Origin of the sequence: Chelativorans sp. AA-79, assembly GCF_029457495.1 — a bacterium.
Classification (GTDB): Bacteria; Pseudomonadota; Alphaproteobacteria; order Rhizobiales; family Rhizobiaceae; genus Chelativorans.
On record NZ_CP120361.1, the window covers coordinates 2378232 to 2396156 of the forward strand.

The following is a 17925-nucleotide window of genomic DNA, read 5'->3' on the forward strand; positions in this document are numbered from 1 at the left end:
CGGGGTCGAGGCGTGCACAAATCAATCTTTACCGCTCCCCGGCCGAATTATGGTGACCTGTCGAGGGCCTTCCAACGATATTGCGCCGCGCTCGCGAAGATCGGTGAACGCCCGGCAAACGGTTTCAGTGGAGAGACCCAGCAGGTCGGCGATATCGTAGCGCGTGATGGGAAGGGCCAGACCATCTTCGCCAGACCGCCCAACTCTGTCCCGGAAATGCACTAGGAACGCCTTCACGCGCTCAGGGGCCGACATTGTGCTGACAACTAGCATCTGCTGTTCGAGCCTCTCGATTGCTGCAAACGTGCCCATCCGAATGAGTCGGGCGACCGATGGGTCTGAATCCGCAAGAGCCTCCGTCATCCTTCGCGGATAGCAGGCGATCGTTGTTCCTTCCACTATCGCCTGAACCGAAAACCCGTGCTTTTCATTTGACGAGAAGCCAAAGAAGTCTCCGGGCAGGTGGATATCCGCGATCTGCCGGCGCCCATCGCTTCGAATTCGATATTTGCGCGTAGCACCCGAGACAATACGATACCACCAATCACAACGATGATCGCATTCAAAAACGTCTTGATCGCGATGAAAGGTACGCAGAATGCTGATCGAGTGGATGTCCTTCCCGTTTCTACTATTATGCGGTCCAAAATCTGGGTCGGCACATCCTGAGGAACGAAACATTGACACCCCTTTCGAGAACGGCACCGCCCAAGGAAAGGGGGACGGTCGGGGTGAGGATATGAAATGGCACGTGTAAGGGACTATTTGTGGAATCCCCTTATGGGCCTTCTCTCAACGGACAAAAGTGGCTTGTTCGTAGTAGAATTGGAGCTTGGAGCGTTTCGCCGACACGACCGCAAGGCATATGCTGAGCCATTACCCGAACAACGCCAAGGCATGCTGTTTCTCATCTCGACGGGCCGCTTGCGCTGGCGCGCGCTGCGACCGCCCAACCCGATGGCATGGCCATAAGGTCGGCGGTGAACGTCGCCACGGGCGGCGCTATTCCTTCAGACCCGCGAGAACTGCAAGCTTGATCGCCTCAGCGACGGTCTTCACCCCGAGTCGCCGCAACATCCGCGAGCGATGGACTTCGACGGTACGGACACTAATGCCAAGGTCGTGGGCAATTTCCTTGTGCGCCTGGCCATCCGCTAGCCTGACGAGCACCTGCCGTTCGCGCTCGCTGAGGCTCTGCAGGCGCGCAGCCGCTTCCTCCCGTTCATCGGAGATCGCTGGAGACGTTCCGTCCTTCAGTTCGATCGATGTCTTCGAGGTGCTGGAGACCTCCTTGCCAATGATGCCGATCGCGACCGGGCCGGTTGGTGGCAGATCGAGGCGATAGCAATCGAAGAGGAAAGGCCTTGCTTCCTTGGACTTGGTATTGAGAAGCCGGAGCATGCCGGTCCAGTGCCCCTCGGAGAGAAGTCGATGCCACACGCCGTAGCGAAGCTGATCACGGTCGCCGATCGCCAGAAAATCGGCGATATGAAGTTCCGAGGCCTCGCGCATGTCGGCCAAGCCGACGTGCTGTAAGCCGGCGGGATTCACGAACAGCGGCCGGCCCTGGAGGTTCATGATTCCAATGAAGTCGGAGGAAGCCTCGATGAGCCTAGCGAGATATGCATTGGGAGCGGTCTTCTCGCGCCGGCGCAACTCCAGCATGGCCTGGCTTGCGGCCATCCGCTGGAGTAGCGCCTCGACGTCCGTCGGGAAGTCCGGTCGTTCCGATGCGACGATAAGGGTTGCCTCTCCGTGATTGCCGATGGGTGTGGCGTAGACCGTGACCTGATTGCCGCTGACGGGACTAAGGATCTTCCCGCCATCGGTGACGGCACTAAGGAGCGAATTGCGGACTGTGGGAACGAATGCCGGCGGAAGGCGCCCGCTGGACCCGTAAGCGAGTTCCACCACGACGTGCAGTGTTGCTATCGACACATACGCAAAGTCGGCACGGAGGGTCTTCACGAGCACCGAGGCGAGGCTTTCGGCGACGGCATCCTCGTCGAGATCCTTCCAGTCCGCCTGAAGGGCGGAGAGGCGGAAGAGATCGTCAAGCGCACGGACCAGGTTCTGTTTTTCCGCTTCAGGCATTCGCGTCTCCGCCGATCGGGTTGTTCGACAGATCCTGCGGATCGGGTCTTGCCTGCTACAACCAGGATCGGATTTCGGCTACAATTCGATTTGTGTTCGTGGCGGCCAGCCCAATCAGCCGCCATGGGCAGTTGTCAGGATCGATGGACAATCTAAATTTGCAGCGGTGGCTATGTTCTGTCCAGACGGAGCGGCGATAGTACGAACCGGAAATTGAGGTCATGAGGTTGGACACGAACGTGACTACGAAGGAGCGACCGATCTACACCGTTCTCGATGACCCCGGGCTAGCTGCCGGGAACGAGATTATCGTGACCATCTTCGACTGGCAGGGAAAGGCCCCTGTGCGGGCCACCCTCGGATGGATAGCGCATGCCCGGAAGGAGGCCGAAGTTGGGCCGGACGAGAGTGACGAGGTCGAAGTCGGTCTCGCACTGGCTCGGGCCCGACACCTTCAGCGGCGCTATGGGTTCCGGAGGATCGTGATCGTGCTCGAGCATGAAGACCTTTGGGATCCGGCTTGGGGCGAACTCGTGCGTCGCTGAGGCCGTATCGACGATCCAGGACGGTCGCCAGAGCTGGATGCGCTAGACCAGCATGTGGGTTGCTGCGCCCGACGGCTCGGCGCCGTTGGCGAGCATGGGAATCCCGCCCACGTAGGTCTCGGGCAGCACGCTGGACTGCTGGACCGAAGAGTCCGTCTTTTTCTCTGAAACTGACGGTCATCAGTGCTGACCCCGGAGCTGAGCTGCCATCATACCTGCAACATCAGCAAGGGAGTTCGGTGATGCTCGCTTATCAGGGAAATGCGGGGCGCTGGTTCGATCCGCTCCGCCAAATCCGGCTCATGCAACAGGATATGAATCGCCTGATGGACAGCCTCCGGGCGCCGGCGCCGCCCGAGTTCCCGCTGATAAACATCTGGACGGGTCCCGACGGAGCCGTCATCACCGCGGAGATTCCCGGCGTCTCGCCGGACGACCTCGAAATCACCGTCCACCAGAACACAGTGACGCTTCGTGGTCAGCGCGTGGCCGAGCCGGTCGGCGAAGGCGACATTCTGCATCGTCGCGAGCGCGTTGCCGGTGCCTTCGCGCGCAGCCTGGTGCTGCCGTTTCGGGTGGACGGGGACAAGGCAGCGGCAATGTTTCGGAACGGGCTTCTTCGCCTCGACTTGCCTCGCCCGGAGGCCGATCGCCCCCGCAAGATCACCGTCAGCCGCTCTTAGGGAGAATAGTCATGGCCGATCAGGAAACCAACGGAAGCGTGGCTGCAGAGACCACACGAGATGTTCCGGTCTTCGTACCCCCCACAGATATCATCGAGACCGAGTCCAGTCTGCTTATGGTCCTCGACGTCCCCGGCGCCGATCCGGACAGCCTCGATGTGACGCTCGACAAGCGGGTACTGCGGATCGCAGCCCGCTCGGCGTCAAGCCATCCCGAGGGCTGTACGTTGCAGCACGCGGAGTACCGGGATGGGAACTACGAGCGGAGCTTCGTCATCTCCGAACCTGTCGACGCGGCAAAAATCGAAGCTGTGTTCAAAGACGGCGTTCTGCGGTTGACGCTACCGAAGGCGACGCCTGCGCCCGCCGCCAAGATCCCTGTCAAGGCCGCGTGAGGAAAGACAATGAGGATCACCGATCTTATTCCTTGGCGTACCTCCCGTCGGGACGTGGCCGTGCGAACGGAGCCGGCGGACCCGATCCGCGCATTTCGGCAGGACATCGATCGCGCATTTGAGAATTTCTGGCGGATAATACCGTCTTCATTTCCGGCGCTCGGTCAGTCTGAGTTTGCCGATGTCGTTCGCGTTGATGTCAGCGATAGCGGCAAAGAAGTAACCGTCACGGCCGAATTGCCGGGTCTCACCGAAGACGATGTCAACATCTCCATCGTTGATGGAGAATTGACGATCCGCGGTGAAAAGAGGACCGACCGGCAATCAGAGGACAACGGGCTCATAGTCCACGAGCGAGCCTATGGCGCCTTCGAACGCACCTTGCCGCTACCCGAGGGAGTGGATCCCGACGCGGCCAGCGCGACATTCAAGAACGGTCTACTGACGGTGGTGCTTCCAAAGACAGCCGAGGCCCTTGCCAACGTCAAGCGTATCCCTGTGCAGGCGGGTTGACATCGCCGCTTCTTAGCCCCACCCGCCTTGCCTGCCCGCCATCCTGCCCCCCGGATGGCGGGCATTCCTTTGGGCAGCAAGCCAACATCTCGGTATGATGATCATCCGCGTGTCCAGATCGCCGGAAGTGTCCGCTATCCGTGCAGTGGTTCGTGATCGAGGGTGCAGCTGCTCGATCCCCACCCGTGCCCGCCGGGTCGGCCTACGACGTCGGCCCACCGTCTTCGGGATTATCGATTCCCAATCTGCAGACTAAAGAGCCGGTTGAGTTCAGCCAGATCGGCTGGAGCAAGCCGCAACTCGAGTGCTTCCCGATTATCTTTGACATGCTCTGCGGTTGCAGCCTTCGGAATGGCAACGACACCCTCTTGGCTCAAGATCCAAGCGAGCGCCAGGCGGGCGCGGCTCACCCCGTATCGGTCGGCTATGCGCGCCAGCCTTCCCTCGCGAGCGAGTTGACCTCGCTCGATGGGTGAATGGGCTATGAGTGGAATTCCCCTCTCCCGGCACCAAGGCAGGAGATTGCGCTCAATGCCGCGTCTCATGAGATTGTAGGCGACCTGGTTGGTCTGAACGGATTTTCCCATCGGAACGGCCGCTAAGTCTCGCAAGTCGTCAATACCGAAGTTACTGACCCCCCAGTACCGTATTTTTCCCGCGGCTTTTAGGGTTTCGAAGGCCTCGATGGTTTCGCTCAGCGCGACGTTACCCCGCCAATGAAGCAGATAAAGATCAATCCAGTCCGTGCGGAGACGCTTTAGGCTCCGGTCACAAGACGTCAGGACGCCGAGACGGGAGGAGCGATGCGGATGCACCTTGCTAACGATGAAGACTTTATCGCGCTGACCCGCAGCAGCCTCTCCCACAACCTCCTCAGCGCCTCCGTCTCCATAGGTTTCTGCCGTGTCGATGAGCGTCATATCGAGGTCGATGCCGGTTCGCAGTGCGGCCACCTCTGCTTTGTGCGATTCGCGGTGCTCACCCATCCCGCATGTGCCCTGTCCGAGCAGTGGTATCGTCTCTCCGGCGGGTAAAAGTATCGTCCTCATCGTGGCAGGCATGAGGGTTCCTATTGGGCTTGGCCGCGCTGAACCTTCGGAACAGGTTCTCGGAGGCGGGCTGATTGATCGTGCGGACCACGCGAGTTTGTGGGAATCCCTTATCGTAAAATCCCGTATGGGCCGTTGGGGTGGTCCCGCCTGAAAGCCCGGCCGACCGATCGTCCTGTCGACCCCGGCGAGACCAAGCAGGTAGGCAGCCCTATCCGGCACCAACCGCCGAAAGCTCGCCGCTTTGCCAGCGCCCACCGGCAGCCGAGGATCCGCGATGGGGCCGCCCTGAATGATGGCGCCCGCTAGTCCGCCTCGATGATGACCTTGAGCGCTCGCGTATCTGATGCTTTCGAGAAGGTCTCGTAAGCGTCGAGAATGGCATCGAGCTTGAAGCGGTGAGTGATCAGCTTTTTCGGATCGATTTTCCCGGATCGCACGGTCTTCAGCAGCATCGGTGTGGTGACCGTGTCGACCAGGCGCGTAGTGATGGCGATATTGTGCGACCAAAGCTTTTCAAGATGAAGGTCAGCCTTAACACCATGAACGCCGATGTTGGCGATGACGCCGCCCGCGGCGACGATCTCCTGGCACAGCTCGAATGTTGCGGGGATGCCGACGGCCTCGATGGCTGTATCCACCCCCTTGTTCTCTGTCAGTTGGAGAAGCTGCCGCTTTGCCTCCTCTCCGGTGGCCTTGACCGTCTTTGTCGCACCGAAACGCTTCGCGGCCTCGAGCCGGTTCTCGTCGAGATCGATCACGATCAGTTCTGCAGGTGAGTAGAACTGCGCCGTCAGCAGAGCTGCCAGGCCGACAGGCCCCGCGCCGACGATCGCCACGGAAGCACCCGGCTGGACTTTGCCATTGAGCACGCCGCATTCAAAGCCGGTCGGCAAGATATCGCTTAGCATTACCAGTGCATCTTCATCGGTGCCGTCCGGGATAGGATAGAGGCTGGTGTCAGCGTGAGGAATGCGGACGTACTCGGCCTGCGTGCCATCAATGGTGTTGCCGAGAATCCAGCCACCGGTTGTGCAGTGGGAATACATGCCGCGCCGGCAATATTCGCACTTGCCGCAGGAGGAGATGCAGGAAATCAGGACATGGTCGCCCTTCTTGAATTGCGTCACTCCTGCGCCCGCTTGCTCGACGACGCCTACGCCCTCATGCCCGAGGACGCGCCCAGGCGCGCAGGGGGGAACGTCACCTTTGAGGATATGGAGGTCAGTGCCGCAGATGGTGGTTTTCGCCACCCTGACGATGGCGTCGGTCGGATTCTGGACGGCCGGAATATCACGCTCCTGGAGCGATTTCTTGCCGGGCCCTTCAAAGATGAGAGCTTTCATTGTTTCTCCGTCGCTGACGATCGGTGGGGCGTGCAGTAATCACTAGATCAGCACCACGATTGGCCCTGCACTGACGTTTGTCAGTGTCGCGAGGACGCGCCTGCGTACGCGCCAAATGAGCGTGATAATTGCGCCCGGCACTGCCGGGGCGCGTCAGCCTCTGTGATCAGGGTGCAATTCACGATCGTCACGCTGGGCCACGCCTCAAAGCTGGCTCTGACGCAGATACGGCTCGTTCGAGAGCTCCGGTACCGCGCCACTTCCGGTGACTTTTTGTGTCGGATTGAGAGCCGCTTTTCGACGGTGGCCTAAGGACAAGATGCTTAACCGGTGAGCCGGTTGTTCGAAGCCGGTGCCGTTCGCTTCCTGACGACTGCGTCGCACCCTGGCAATCACAAATGTTGAGCAACGCTGACGAACGTCAGTGAACGGCCAGCCGCGGGCCCTCATCCTACCAGGATGATCCGGACCTTGAATTCAAGAGGTCGGTCGTGGTCGCGCCTTAGGAGGAGAGCATGATTAAGGTGTTGGTGGTCAGACTCGACGGAACGGGCGGAGACGATTTCAGGCTCGCGGCCACGGAAAGTCTGGCGAAATTGTTCAATGCCCATGTGATTGGATTGATAATTAACGTTTTGCCAGACCCAACCATCGTCGACAGCGTGGTCAACGTGAACGAGTGGTCCCGACTTCTCGATCAGGCACAGACGGCAGGAAGAGAGTTCGAGGACAAGATCAAGAACCGCCTGAAAGGCCTAGCGTCGTCATCCGAAGTGCGTCGAATCGATGCGTACGCCCATGAGCAGGCGCGTCTCACGGCACGGGAATGCCGGACGGCAGACGCCCTCGTCGGTCTTCGCCTCAGCGATGAGGATGATGCGATTGAACTGCACGACGTGGTGGAGGAAACCCTGTTCGAGGCGGGAAGGCACATCTTCCTCGTGGCAGATCAGAGGAGCTTCGACGAGGGTTTTCAGCATGCGGTGATTGCCTGGAACGGCAGCCGCGAAGCAACACGGGCGGTAGCCGAGGCATTGCCGTATCTTGAGAAATCGAAAGCAGTCACTGTGCTCCGCATCGGCGGGGAAGGCGAGTCAATTCTGACCGCGACGCAGGATGATAGACTCGTTGCTTATCTTCGACGACACGGCATCAGCGCCGCGCTGGAGCGGGTTGCGAGGCAGGGGCTTGGCAACGTCGCGACGGCGCTGGCGGACGAAGTGGTTGCGCGCAAGGGTGACCTGCTTATCATGGGCGGCTACGGCCATTCCCGGTTGCGGGAATGGTTGCTCGGGGGAGCGACGTACCAGCTCCTTCGCAAGTCGCCAGTGTCGCTCGTCATGGCGCATTGAAATGCTGTCCATTGGTTTCTGGGGATGAGCCGGCGCGTAGCGGTCTCTGCCGGCCGCTGCGAAGGATCGATGATTATGACGAATCCAGACGACGAGGGGATTCTTGAGACGCGGAAGGTCCGTGAAGTGGCCGGCGTATTTCATAGGAAAGACACTCTCGAGGATGCAATCGAAGCCCTCTTGCATGCAGGTTTCGACCGAGCGGATATTGACATCATGGGTGAGCTCGAAGCGGTCAGGCGCTGTCTGGGCATGCTCTACATTCCGCCGGAGGAGATCGCCGATGTGCCGGGGACCCCGCGTCGGGCGTTTGTCGCCCGAGACGATCTCGCAACGGCGACCGCCGGCGTGGCGGGAATCCTCTTCTATGTTGGCGCCACGGCGGCCGTGATGTCCGTCGTCGCTTCCGGCGGAAGTCTCGCAGTGATCGCCGCAGCCGCAATGGCAGCCGGGACGGTCGGAGCGGGCATCGGCACTGCTGCAGTTCGACTGCTTGGCAACAAGCAGGCGGAGGAGCTCGAGCTTCAGCTCATGTCTGGCGGCATTGTGCTCTGGGTGCGTGCCCGTACCGCGGAGAAGGAAGCGGAAGCACAGGAGATTCTGGCAAAATTCGGCGCCGAAGCGATCCGGGTACATGAGATTGATATCGTGAAGCGGTTGGAAGACGTGCCTCTTGCGAACGTTCAGCCGGACCCGTGGCTGGAAAGAGACGCGCACACCGGAAGTTAAGGCCGCAAGAGATCGGGCCTCTCTACGGGGCTTGCGGCAAGGTGGCTTTAGTTTCGGGTCCGCACAACCAGCCGACTGAAAACCGCCCGTGCTGGAGCGCGGCGCGTACACCGCTGCACGGTTGGCGCGAGTCCGCCGACCTCGTCGCTTGGCGGCCGGCGATTGGCAAGCTTGACTGTCCTGTCCAGCCGATTGCATTGCCGTCGGACTGACGTCCGTCAACGTCGATGACCTGCCCCTCGGCCATACTGCGGGGCAGGTGTTGCATCGAAATTCCCGACTGACGGAGACACAGCATGACAGGCAAGGTGATCGGCATCGACCTGGGTACGACGAATTCCTGCGTCGCGATCATGGAAGGCTCCCAGACCAAAGTCATCGAAAACGCGGAGGGTGGACGCACGACACCATCCATTGTGGCCTTCGCGAGCGACGGTGAAATTCTCGTTGGCCAGCCTGCGAAGCGACAGGCGGTAACAAATCCCGAGAACACCATCTTCGCCATCAAACGTCTGATCGGCCGGCGTTATGACGACCCCATGGTGGAAAAAGACAAGGCTCTTGTGCCCTACAAGATTGTCAGGGCCGACAATGGCGATGCATGGGTTGAGGTGCAGGGCAAAAAGTACAGTCCGAGCCAGATCAGCTCGTACATACTAGTGAAGATGAAGGAGACCGCTGAAGCCTATCTCGGCGAGAAGGTCGAGAAGGCGGTGATCACCGTTCCTGCATACTTCAATGACAGCCAAAGGCAGGCGACGAAGGATGCCGGCAAGATTGCCGGCCTCGAGGTGCTGCGGATTATCAACGAGCCGACGTCCGCCGCTCTTGCCTATGGCCTCGACAAAAAGAAGGCCGGGATGATCGCGGTGTACGACCTCGGTGGCGGAACCTTCGACATTTCGCTGCTCGAGATCGGTGACGGCGTGTTCGAGGTGAAGGCCACCAATGGCGATACATTCCTGGGCGGCGAAGATTTCGACAAGCGGATCATCGACTGGCTCGCAAGCGAGTTCAAGAAAGACCAGGGCATCGACCTGCGCAATGACCGGCTTGCGTTACAGCGGCTCCGGGAAGCGGCGGAGAAGGCCAAAATCGAGCTCTCCTCGGCGCTGGAAACCACCATCAGCCTGCCCTTCATCACGGCCGATCAGAATGGCCCGAAGCATCTTGAGATCAAGCTCAGGCGCGCCAAGCTCGAGGAACTGGTCGACGACCTAGTCCATCGCACGGAAAAGCCCTGCCGGGACGCAATGAAGGATGCGAAGATCAAGCCGGAGAAAATCGACGAGGTTGTTCTCGTTGGCGGCATGACGCGAATGCCGAAGGTCCACCAAACTGTCACCGACCTCTTCGGCCGAGAGCCGCACAAGGGCGTCAATCCCGATGAGGTGGTGGCGATTGGCGCGGCGATCCAAGCCGGCGTGCTCCAAGGCGACGTCAAGGATGTGCTGCTGCTCGATGTGACACCACTGTCGCTCGGCATTGAGACTCTTGGTGGGGTGTTTACCCGCCTCATCGAGCGCAATACGACCATTCCGGCCAAGAAGAGTCAGGTCTTCTCGACAGCGGAAGACAACCAGGCCGGGGTCACGATCCGCGTCTTTCAAGGCGAGCGCGAGATGGCGGCCGACAACAAGCTGCTCGGCCAGTTCGATCTCGTTGGTATTCCCCCCGCGCCTCGTGGCGTTCCCCAGATCGAGGTGACCTTCGACATCGACGCGAACGGCATCGTGAATGTCTCGGCGAAGGACAAGGCAACAGGGAAAGAGCAACAGATTCGCATTCAGGCCTCGGGGGGCCTGTCGCAGGCAGATATCGAGCGAATGATCAAGGAGGCTGAGGCAAACGCCCAAGCCGACAAGAAGCGGCGGGCGCTGGTCGAGGCGAGGAACAGGGCAGACTCCGAGATTGCGGCAAGCCAGAAAGCGCTCGACGAGTCAAAGGACAACGCGCCGGCCGCAGAGAAGGAAGCGGTCGAGAAGGCAATCGAGGATTTGAAGTCGGTGGTTGGTACCGACTCGACCGCAGAGATCGAAGCCAAGGCGCAAATGCTGCAGATCGCCCTGTTGAACTTCAAAGCGAAGCTGAACGACAGCTCCGCCGGTGGTGCGAGCGGACAGAGATCGACCGGCGAGGATGTCGTCGATGCGGACTTCGAGGAGTTGGACGACAAGGACGACAAACGCGATGTCTGATCCTCGCGCTACCAGGACGCGGATCGATCGGGGGACTGGGCCGGATCTTCGATCGATGGCGCCGACAGCGCCTGCCGTCGAGCACAAGGCGAGGCTCGCTGAACTCGAGCGCGAACTCATGAGCGCTCTCGCCGAACAGGAGAACATTCGCAAGAGGATGCGACGCGAGCGGGATGAGGCCGTGAAGCGGGCAGTCGGATGCTTCGCGGGGGAACTGCTCGACACGTTTGAGAGATTGAACACCTCGATCGAGGACGCGTGCATGGATGCGGGTAAGGCCTCGGCGGCATCACTCATCGCCGGTGTTCGGGCGAGTGAATATTCATTACTGTCGGCTCTCGCCCGTCATGGCGTGCGCAGGATTGATCCGATAGGACAACGGTTTGACCCGCGCGAGCAGCAGGCGGTGTATCTACGAATCGAAACGACTGTCTCGGAAGGCACGGTCGTCGAGGTTTTGCAGCCAGGCTATCTGCTCCACGGCAGATTGGTACGTCCAGCTATTGTTGCTGTCGCGGCTGCTGATAATCGGTCTTCCGATCACCCCAAGACGTAGTTGCTCCGGCTTTCTCGATCTGCGGGTGCCAGCCTGACGGTCATCGCCGGTCGCTTCACTAACTTCGAAACCTCAGCGTCGCTCAGCCGCTGATTGACAGTGCCATTCGCATTGTTCGAACGACTGTCGCTTTAGGTGAATCTGCTGCTCCTCGCCCGAAACTGACACACGTCAGCGCGCTCCACCTGGCCGGCAGTAGCCTCGTCTGGCTGCAAGTTGTGGAGGACCGGGCGCCGGCCCTCGCAGTGCGGCCATGCCCTAACAGCGAAAGGAAGCACGACAATGAGATCCGACAGCGACATCAAGCGCGATGTGGAAACCGAACTGAAGTGGGACCCTGACATCGACGCCACCGACATCGGCGTGGCCGTCAAGTCGGGCGTCGTGACGCTCACCGGCTTCGTGCGCAGCTATGCGCAGAAATATGAGGCCGAGCGGGCGGCAAAGCGCGTGTCGGGCGTGCTCGGCGTGGCGAACGATATCGAGGTGCGGCTGCCCTCGGAAAACCAGCGCCCTGACCCGGAACTGGCGCGCGAGGCCGTGGCCGCGATCAAGACCGAGCTTCCGTATGCGCACGAGAACATCAAGGTGGTGGTGAAGAGCGGCTGGGCGACGCTGGAAGGCAACGTGGAGTGGGATTACCAGCGCTCACGTGCGGAACGGGCGGTGCGCGGCCTGAAAGGCCTGAAGGGAATCTCCAACCTGATCACTTTGAAGCCTCGCGTTGCTCCATCCGAGATCAAGGCGAAGATCGAAGACGCGTTCAAGCGCAGCGCCGAGATCGATGCTAACCGCATCATCGTGACGACAAATGGCGGCGAAGTGACGCTCACCGGTTCGGTGCGCTCCTGGGCAGAACGTCAGGAGGCCGAGCGGGCCGCGTGGCGAGCGCCGGGGGTCACCAAGGTCGACAATCGCATCACGATTGCCGTGTAGGCGCTCGTCACCCAAAAGCGGAGGGGCGGACCGACGTCCGCCCTTTCACGCGGGCTTTGAGAAAAAGCCGGCTCAGATTTAACGCGGTTCTGTATCGGTGAAGAGCATGCCATATGGACCTAGATCGCGGCTGCCGCTCGCCGGGCATGCGAGCCTCCGCATTGAAGTGCGACAGCTATGCTATGTGATAGCTGCCGCACAAGCGGGCAGCTTTCGCGGTGCTGCAAGCACACTCAATGTCGAGCAATCGGCAATCAGCCGAAGAATTCGCGACCTGGAGGATCGACTCGGCGTCTCGCTGTTTGTACGCGGCCACAGCGGCGTTTGCCTTACAAACGCCGGACAGTCCTTCGTAGGCCGGGCCCGCCGCGCACTGAACCACATAAGACATGCTGCATCGGACGCAGCCTTAGGTGGTCGTGGGGAAGTCGGCAGTATTCGCGTGGGAATATTTATGTCATTGGCCGGTGGCTTTCTGGCGGACTTGCTGCGCACCTACGGTCAACGACATTCGGCTGTCCGGCTCGACCTGGTGGAAGGGGCGCCTGCCGCGCATTTGTCAGCGGTTCGACGTCTTCAGATCGATATCGCCTTTCTGACAGGCACACCGACCGCAGACGACTGCGATCGGGAGCACCTTTGGACAGAACGGATATTCGTCGTTCTGCCCGTGGCGCATGAACTCGCGGGACGGCGAAAGCTCACATGGAATGACCTCCGCGCGTATCGCTTTATTGTAAGCGAGTGTGATCCCGGACCTGAGATCGAAGATTACCTTGTCAAGCACTTGGCCGACCTTGGCCACCACCCGAGTGTAGAGCGCCACGCGGTCGGACGGGACAATCTCATGCATCTGGTGGCGATGAGTCAGGGGCTAACCCTGACAAGCGAGGCCACGACAGCGGACCGCTTTCCTGGCATCGCGTATAGGCCGCTCAGCGGGCATTTGCTACCATTCTGCGCAATCTGGTCGCGCCAGAATGACAATCCGGCCCTGAGGCGGCTGCTCAGTCTTGCCAAAGCAATGTCGCGCCAGCGGCCCGACGCCAACGGCAGGACCGGTAAAGCGGATGGTGAGAGGCGGCAGGTCAAGGCTGGGGGGGCCGCGATCCCGGGCCGCGGCGAGCCTTCCCAAATGCCCGATCAGTCGCCATGAATCGCTCAATCATTGGCGCGATGAGCTTGGCAGGATCGGGGACGGGCTTACCGGTCTCCCGTGCGAGGACATCGGCATAAGCTACCAACTGCCGATGGACGGCGGCAGGTAGTTCTACCGTCACTTTAACCGGCTTGTCGTCTTCCAGGGCCCCCAGCTTCAGCTTTGTCACTGATCATCCTCCGTACGGCTCGAGGACGAGATCGCGTGTGACGATCACGCGGACCGGAAAACCAGGTCGGACCGTCAACGTCGGCGGCACATTAAGCTGACGCCGGATGATCTGCTGGCCGGCGTCGTTGATCGTGTCCTGTCCGCCGTTGCGGATTGCGCGGAGCAATCGGTCCTCGTCATCGATCGCCAACTCCGCTCCCACACTGAGAAGTGTGGAGAGACCGGCCGCCTTCGCGAGATCCCACCAGTGATAATCCACGCCATCCTCGAGGCCGGCATAGCCCTGCGTATCGGCTCCCGGCTGGCGCTCGAGCACGATTGAGCGGCCATTTGGGAAGATGAGACGATTCCACACGAGGAGCACACGGCGCTGGCCGAACTGCACCGCGTTGTCGTACTGGCCGATGATGCGAGTGCCCTGTGGGACGAGAAGGATGCGGCCGGTCGGGCTGTCGTAGACGTGCTCTGTCACCTGCGCGGTGATCTGCCCCGGCAGATCTGAGCGGATGCCGGTAATCAGAGCAGCCGAGATCACGGCGCCGGCCTGAAGTACGTAAGGCGATGCCGGCGCCAGCACACGATCGGGCGCCATGGTGCGGCGATCGATTGCGGCGTTCAGGAAGGCGACTTGTCGGTCCTGGGCGGTGGGTAGGCTGATTTGACCCGGAAGGCCGAGGCCGGTCGGATTCACGGTAGTTGCCGCGTCGCCCGGCCGGGTCGGCACCGCAAGTGCGCGTGCCTCGGTTTGGAAGAACACGCGGCTGGTGCGTGCCGCTTCCTCCTCGGCAAGGCGGCGCTGCTCATTGGGGTCGATCGTCGGGCGGATTGGCGGAGGCACGACCGGTTGGCCACGATTCTGGGCGTCGAGTATCGGGCGGCCGAGATCGCCGGGCAGCGGTGGTCCAAGCCGCGGGCCAGTATAGTCGCGCGGAAGGCCGGCGAGGCCGTCCGCCGTGGGGCGGTTTGTCGTCGAGTAGAGTTCCTCGCTGCTGGTACCGGCGCTACGGGTCTGAAGCGCGTAGATCAGCGCGCCTCCCAGGCAAAGGGACGCGATCAGGCCGAGCGCTGTCAACGCCTTCCGCGACAGCCGGGTGACACGTGGCGGCTCTCCGCGCAGCCTCATGGGAGCTGCGGAATTCAGTTCTCCCTCCGTCCCCGAATCGCGGCCGGGATTGTCAATGTCGCTCATGACGATGGCCTTCCATCGGATCGCACGATTCTGACCGTCTGCTGGCGATCGCCACTGCCAAGGCGAAGCTCTGCGGCGCCGAAAAGACGATCGACGATCAGGATGTTGTGGTGGATACGGCTGTTGACGATCTGCAGCTCGCCTTCCGAGCCGATGACGAAGAGCGGCGGCATTTCCCCCTGGACGATACCGCGCGGGAATTCGACATAGACACGTCGCCCGTCGTCATAAACGGCGACCGGCCGCCAGGGCGGATTGTCGCCTGTCAAGGCATAGCGGTAGTTGCGGGCCGCGCGGGCCGGAATGATCGGTGCTGCCGGCATGGCCTGACGCTGCGAAGCGGGCGGCTGCGGGTAAGCCCACGCCACCGCCGGCATGTACGGGCTCGTGCCGGAGCGGAGCTCGATCATGTAGATGCGTCGGTCGGTGGTGATGACGAGATTGGTGGAGATGTCCGCGCGCGTCGGCTTCACGAGCACATGGACGCGCCGGGTGGCGCCCGACCCGCTCTCGGTGTCGCCGATGATCCAGCGCGCGGTATCGCCAGCGGCGATCGGTCCGGCGCCGGTCAGGCTCTCGCCCGGCTCGAGCGCGATGTTGGTGATCTGACCGGGTGCGGCATAGACTTGATACAACGCGCCTTCGCTCCAGGGATAGATCTGGATCGCGTTGAAATAGCCCTCGCGACGGGGTTCAACGCGGGCAGCGGCGTTGGCGTTCTCGACCCGGCCGGTCGGCGAATTCGACGCGGCTCCTCCGCGGGTAGGAGTCCAGGCCGGTGGTATGTGCAATGGCCGCGGTCGCTCATCGATGAGCGCGGCAGGCACGGGAGGGAGCGGCGGCACGTCGGAGTCGTAGCTGATTTGCGGCGGCTTGTTGGTCGCGCATCCGCCAAGCGCCAGTGCTGCGAGCACGAGGCACAGAAAGGCGGGTTTAAGGAAAGCCGGCCTGGCCGGTGCGCCTATCGGACTCATTGCCCCATCTCCCGCGACCAGTTGATCGCATTGACGTAGATGCCGAGCGGATTGGCGCGGAGCCTTTCGGCATCGCGCGGAGGCTGCAGAACGACGGTGATGATGGCGGTCCAGCGCTCCGTCGCTGCGAGCTGGCCGTTTTCGTATCGGCGTTCGGTCCACGCCACGCGGAAGCTGTCGGGGGACGCCCTGATCACGCTGGACACCTCAACGGCGACCTGCTGGCGGCCAACGCGTGTGAACGGATCGTTCGCCCTGGCGTAGTCGTTCAACGCCGCCGCACCGCGATCAGTGGTGAATTCATACGCGCGCAGCCAATTCTGGCGTACGACGATCGGGTCGGCGGGTAGTCCACGGACCTGCTCGATGAAGCGGGCGAGGTGGTAGGAGATCTGCGGATCGGTGGGGCGATAGTCCGCGATCGCGGGCGCCACGGCCTGCGCCTGGCCGAGGTTGTCAACCTGAACCACCCAAGGCACAACGGTGCCACGGGCCGACTGCCAGACGAGCGCCGCGGCGAATCCAGCGGACAGGAACAGGCAGCCGAACGCCATGAGGCGCCAGTTCTTCGCCTGCACGCGCGCCGAGCCTATCCGCTCGTCCCAGACCTGAGCGGCGCGCTGGTAGGGTGTTTCTGGTTCGGGCGTCTTCCCGTAGTGTGTCGATGGCCGTTTGAACATTATTGGTCTCGCTGGGAGAGGTGGACGGAGGCGCCGCCGCCGTGACTGTCGCCGCCGCGGATCGCGTGAGCGGCGGCCATGACGCCGTGGGTCATGTGTTGAGAGCGCTTCATGCGGCGGGCCCAGGCCGGCGGACCGTCAGACGCCGGCGCGGCCGGCGCCTCGGCAGCACTGCCGCCGACGCTCCTCATGGTCGATGCACCACCCGTCGCTTCGAAAGCCGACTGAGCGCCCTGTGCGTAGCTGGCTCGCACGCTGCCGGCAGCACCGGTGGCAACCCGGCGCAGCGGCGAGACGGCGGCGCTGCCTGCGGCGCGCGCAACACCGCCGAGGCCCGAAGCCACGCCGGCAGCGCCGGATTGCCCGGCCGCACCAAGGCTGTAGGCTGTTGTCGCGCCTCCTGCGACGGCGGCTCCGCCGCGCGCGGCAGCGGCCGTGCCTGAAAGCGCCGCAGCGCCGCCACGCACTGCAAGCCCGCCTGCCGCGCCCGCGGCGACGGCGGCGCCACCCGCGGCGATCCCTGTGCCGACCGCGGCGCCGGCGCTGAGCTGTGGGCCTCCGGAGACGATGCCGCTGGCGATCCCGGGACCGAAAATGCCGAGGCCAAGCAGCGACAGCGCCGCCAGAACGATCGCCATGGCCTGGTCGATGGTCGGGCTGGCGCCGCCGAAGCCCGTGGTGAACTCGCCAAAGAGGGTCGAGCCGATGCCGATGATGACGGCCAGCACCAGAACCTTGATGCCGGAGCTGATCACGTTGCCAAGCACGCGCTCCGCCATGAACGCGGACTGGCCGAACAGGCCGAAGGGAATGAGCACAAAGCCCGCGAGCGTAGTCAGCTTGAACTCGATGAGCGTCACGAAGAGCTGCACCGCCAGGATGAAGAAGGCGAGCAGCACCAGCGCCCAGGCGAGAAAGAGGCAGGCGATCTGGATGAAGTTCTCGAAAAACGACCAGTAGCCCATGAGACCGGAGATCGACTCGAGAAGCGGCCGGCCGGCGTCGAGACCGGTCTGCGCGACACGGCCGGGACGCAGGAGATCGGCTGTGGTGAAGCCGGTGCCGGACGCCTTGAGGCCCAGCCCGGCGAAGGACTCGAAGACAATGCGGGCGAGATTGTTCCAGTTGCCGATGATGTAGGCGAAGACGCCGACGAACAGAGTCTTCTTGACCAGCCTGGCGATGATGTCGTCATCCGTGCCCCAGCTCCAGAACAGCGCGGCGAGCGTGACGTCGATCACGATCAGCGTCGTCGCGATGAACGCGACTTCGCCGCCCAGCAGTCCGAACCCGCTGTCGATGTAGCGGGTGAAGACCTCCAGGAAGTGGTCGATGACGCCGGTGTCCCCCATGGCG

Annotated in this window: 19 protein-coding genes and 1 pseudogene; 11 read left to right on the forward strand and 9 right to left on the reverse strand. The window is 62.0% G+C overall.

Annotated features, from left to right (window positions below):
• Nucleotides 1-21: 21 nt before the first annotated feature.
• Together PVE73_RS11495 and PVE73_RS11500 are read right to left on the reverse strand one after the other, a co-directional pair.
• Nucleotides 22-681 carry a helix-turn-helix domain-containing protein gene (locus PVE73_RS11495; protein WP_277367048.1) on the reverse strand — a complete coding sequence of 220 codons (660 nt, stop codon included), beginning with the start codon at nt 679-681 and terminating at the stop codon, nt 22-24.
• A gap of 321 nt (nt 682-1002) precedes the next feature.
• On the reverse strand, nt 1003-2094 hold the full coding sequence (locus PVE73_RS11500; protein WP_277367049.1) for a LuxR C-terminal-related transcriptional regulator: 1092 nt from the start codon (nt 2092-2094) through the stop codon (nt 1003-1005).
• Between the two features lie 221 nt (nt 2095-2315).
• Between PVE73_RS11500 and PVE73_RS11505 the strand changes: the two genes are divergently transcribed.
• The 4 genes from PVE73_RS11505 to PVE73_RS11520 all read left to right on the forward strand — a co-directional run bounded on the left by PVE73_RS11505 (nt 2316) and on the right by PVE73_RS11520 (nt 4230).
• The gene (locus PVE73_RS11505; protein WP_205520530.1) at nt 2316-2639 is read left to right on the forward strand and encodes a hypothetical protein; all 324 of its coding nucleotides are present in this window, start codon (nt 2316-2318) and stop codon (nt 2637-2639) included.
• 242 nt (nt 2640-2881) lie between these two features.
• Nucleotides 2882-3322, forward strand: coding sequence for an Hsp20/alpha crystallin family protein (locus PVE73_RS11510; RefSeq protein ID WP_277367050.1), 441 nt, complete (start codon nt 2882-2884; stop codon nt 3320-3322).
• A gap of 11 nt (nt 3323-3333) precedes the next feature.
• Nucleotides 3334-3717, forward strand: a complete 384-nt coding sequence (locus PVE73_RS11515; protein ID WP_161138488.1) for an Hsp20/alpha crystallin family protein — start codon at nt 3334-3336, stop codon at nt 3715-3717.
• Nucleotides 3718-3726: 9 nt separating this feature from the next.
• Nucleotides 3727-4230 (forward strand): Hsp20/alpha crystallin family protein, encoded by a 504-nt coding sequence (locus PVE73_RS11520; protein ID WP_129608313.1) that lies wholly within the window; start codon nt 3727-3729, stop codon nt 4228-4230.
• A gap of 230 nt (nt 4231-4460) precedes the next feature.
• Here PVE73_RS11520 and PVE73_RS11525 read toward each other — a convergent pair whose 3' ends face one another.
• Together PVE73_RS11525 and PVE73_RS11530 are read right to left on the reverse strand one after the other, a co-directional pair.
• Nucleotides 4461-5291, reverse strand: a complete 831-nt coding sequence (locus PVE73_RS11525; RefSeq protein WP_161138489.1) for an aldo/keto reductase — start codon at nt 5289-5291, stop codon at nt 4461-4463.
• 293 nt (nt 5292-5584) lie between these two features.
• A complete protein-coding gene (locus PVE73_RS11530; RefSeq protein WP_277367051.1) occupies nt 5585-6625 on the reverse strand; it encodes a zinc-dependent alcohol dehydrogenase family protein in 1041 nt (346 codons plus the stop codon).
• Between the two features lie 515 nt (nt 6626-7140).
• On the opposite strand from PVE73_RS11530, the gene PVE73_RS11535 reads away from it, so the two are divergent.
• From PVE73_RS11535 to PVE73_RS11565, 7 genes and pseudogenes are all read left to right on the forward strand, one after another.
• A complete protein-coding gene (locus PVE73_RS11535; RefSeq protein ID WP_277367052.1) occupies nt 7141-7977 on the forward strand; it encodes a universal stress protein in 837 nt (278 codons plus the stop codon).
• A gap of 216 nt (nt 7978-8193) precedes the next feature.
• On the forward strand, nt 8194-8706 hold the full coding sequence (locus PVE73_RS11540) for a hypothetical protein (protein WP_277367053.1): 513 nt from the start codon (nt 8194-8196) through the stop codon (nt 8704-8706).
• 296 nt (nt 8707-9002) lie between these two features.
• On the forward strand, nt 9003-10904 hold the full coding sequence (gene dnaK / locus PVE73_RS11545; protein ID WP_277367054.1) for a molecular chaperone DnaK: 1902 nt from the start codon (nt 9003-9005) through the stop codon (nt 10902-10904).
• Nucleotides 10905-10959: 55 nt separating this feature from the next.
• Nucleotides 10960-11460, forward strand: a complete 501-nt coding sequence (locus PVE73_RS11550; protein ID WP_277367055.1) for a nucleotide exchange factor GrpE — start codon at nt 10960-10962, stop codon at nt 11458-11460.
• A gap of 282 nt (nt 11461-11742) precedes the next feature.
• Entirely contained in the window at nt 11743-12396 is a 654-nt protein-coding gene (locus tag PVE73_RS11555) for a BON domain-containing protein (protein WP_277367056.1), read from the forward strand.
• Between the two features lie 106 nt (nt 12397-12502).
• Nucleotides 12503-12682: pseudogene (locus PVE73_RS11560) on the forward strand (LysR family transcriptional regulator); the annotation flags it as partial.
• A 168-nt stretch (nt 12683-12850) separates the two neighbouring features.
• Nucleotides 12851-13552 (forward strand): LysR family substrate-binding domain-containing protein, encoded by a 702-nt coding sequence (locus tag PVE73_RS11565; protein WP_277367427.1) that lies wholly within the window; start codon nt 12851-12853, stop codon nt 13550-13552.
• Here the strand turns inward: PVE73_RS11565 and PVE73_RS11570 are convergent.
• From PVE73_RS11570 to trbL, 5 genes are read right to left on the reverse strand one after another with little or no spacing between them, the layout of a single operon-like run.
• Nucleotides 13485-13724 carry a DUF2274 domain-containing protein gene (locus PVE73_RS11570; RefSeq protein ID WP_277367057.1) on the reverse strand — a complete coding sequence of 80 codons (240 nt, stop codon included), beginning with the start codon at nt 13722-13724 and terminating at the stop codon, nt 13485-13487. The genes PVE73_RS11565 and PVE73_RS11570 overlap by 68 nt on opposite strands.
• 3 nt (nt 13725-13727) lie before the next feature.
• The gene (locus PVE73_RS11575; RefSeq protein WP_277367058.1) at nt 13728-14915 is read right to left on the reverse strand and encodes a TrbI/VirB10 family protein; all 1188 of its coding nucleotides are present in this window, start codon (nt 14913-14915) and stop codon (nt 13728-13730) included.
• Nucleotides 14912-15889 carry a P-type conjugative transfer protein TrbG gene (gene trbG / locus PVE73_RS11580; protein WP_277367059.1) on the reverse strand — a complete coding sequence of 326 codons (978 nt, stop codon included), beginning with the start codon at nt 15887-15889 and terminating at the stop codon, nt 14912-14914. The genes PVE73_RS11575 and trbG overlap by 4 nt, the downstream gene beginning before the upstream one ends.
• Nucleotides 15886-16569 (reverse strand): conjugal transfer protein TrbF, encoded by a 684-nt coding sequence (gene trbF, locus PVE73_RS11585; protein WP_277367060.1) that lies wholly within the window; start codon nt 16567-16569, stop codon nt 15886-15888. The genes trbG and trbF overlap by 4 nt, the downstream gene beginning before the upstream one ends.
• Nucleotides 16569-17921 (reverse strand): P-type conjugative transfer protein TrbL, encoded by a 1353-nt coding sequence (gene trbL, locus PVE73_RS11590; protein WP_277367061.1) that lies wholly within the window; start codon nt 17919-17921, stop codon nt 16569-16571. Before trbL ends, trbF begins: the two co-directional genes overlap by 1 nt.
• Nucleotides 17922-17925: the final 4 nt, after the last annotated feature.

What these genes read in the sequence shown, in the direction of transcription:
- PVE73_RS11495 (WP_277367048.1), bottom strand. Translation starts at nt 681, where the DNA reads ATGTTTCGTTCCTCAGGATGTGCCGACCCAGATTTTGGACCGCATAAT.
- PVE73_RS11500 (WP_277367049.1), bottom strand. Translation starts at nt 2,094, where the DNA reads ATGCCTGAAGCGGAAAAACAGAACCTGGTCCGTGCGCTTGACGATCTC.
- PVE73_RS11505 (WP_205520530.1), top strand. Translation starts at nt 2,316, where the DNA reads ATGAGGTTGGACACGAACGTGACTACGAAGGAGCGACCGATCTACACC.
- PVE73_RS11510 (WP_277367050.1), top strand. Translation starts at nt 2,882, where the DNA reads ATGCTCGCTTATCAGGGAAATGCGGGGCGCTGGTTCGATCCGCTCCGC.
- PVE73_RS11515 (WP_161138488.1), top strand. Translation starts at nt 3,334, where the DNA reads ATGGCCGATCAGGAAACCAACGGAAGCGTGGCTGCAGAGACCACACGA.
- PVE73_RS11520 (WP_129608313.1), top strand. Translation starts at nt 3,727, where the DNA reads ATGAGGATCACCGATCTTATTCCTTGGCGTACCTCCCGTCGGGACGTG.
- PVE73_RS11525 (WP_161138489.1), bottom strand. Translation starts at nt 5,291, where the DNA reads ATGCCTGCCACGATGAGGACGATACTTTTACCCGCCGGAGAGACGATA.
- PVE73_RS11530 (WP_277367051.1), bottom strand. Translation starts at nt 6,625, where the DNA reads ATGAAAGCTCTCATCTTTGAAGGGCCCGGCAAGAAATCGCTCCAGGAG.
- PVE73_RS11535 (WP_277367052.1), top strand. Translation starts at nt 7,141, where the DNA reads ATGATTAAGGTGTTGGTGGTCAGACTCGACGGAACGGGCGGAGACGAT.
- PVE73_RS11540 (WP_277367053.1), top strand. Translation starts at nt 8,194, where the DNA reads ATGGGTGAGCTCGAAGCGGTCAGGCGCTGTCTGGGCATGCTCTACATT.
- dnaK (WP_277367054.1), top strand. Translation starts at nt 9,003, where the DNA reads ATGACAGGCAAGGTGATCGGCATCGACCTGGGTACGACGAATTCCTGC.
- PVE73_RS11550 (WP_277367055.1), top strand. Translation starts at nt 10,960, where the DNA reads ATGGCGCCGACAGCGCCTGCCGTCGAGCACAAGGCGAGGCTCGCTGAA.
- PVE73_RS11555 (WP_277367056.1), top strand. Translation starts at nt 11,743, where the DNA reads ATGAGATCCGACAGCGACATCAAGCGCGATGTGGAAACCGAACTGAAG.
- PVE73_RS11565 (WP_277367427.1), top strand. Translation starts at nt 12,851, where the DNA reads ATGTCATTGGCCGGTGGCTTTCTGGCGGACTTGCTGCGCACCTACGGT.
- PVE73_RS11575 (WP_277367058.1), bottom strand. Translation starts at nt 14,915, where the DNA reads ATGAGCGACATTGACAATCCCGGCCGCGATTCGGGGACGGAGGGAGAA.
- trbG (WP_277367059.1), bottom strand. Translation starts at nt 15,889, where the DNA reads ATGAGTCCGATAGGCGCACCGGCCAGGCCGGCTTTCCTTAAACCCGCC.
- trbF (WP_277367060.1), bottom strand. Translation starts at nt 16,569, where the DNA reads ATGTTCAAACGGCCATCGACACACTACGGGAAGACGCCCGAACCAGAA.
- trbL (WP_277367061.1), bottom strand. Translation starts at nt 17,921, where the DNA reads ATGGGGGACACCGGCGTCATCGACCACTTCCTGGAGGTCTTCACCCGC.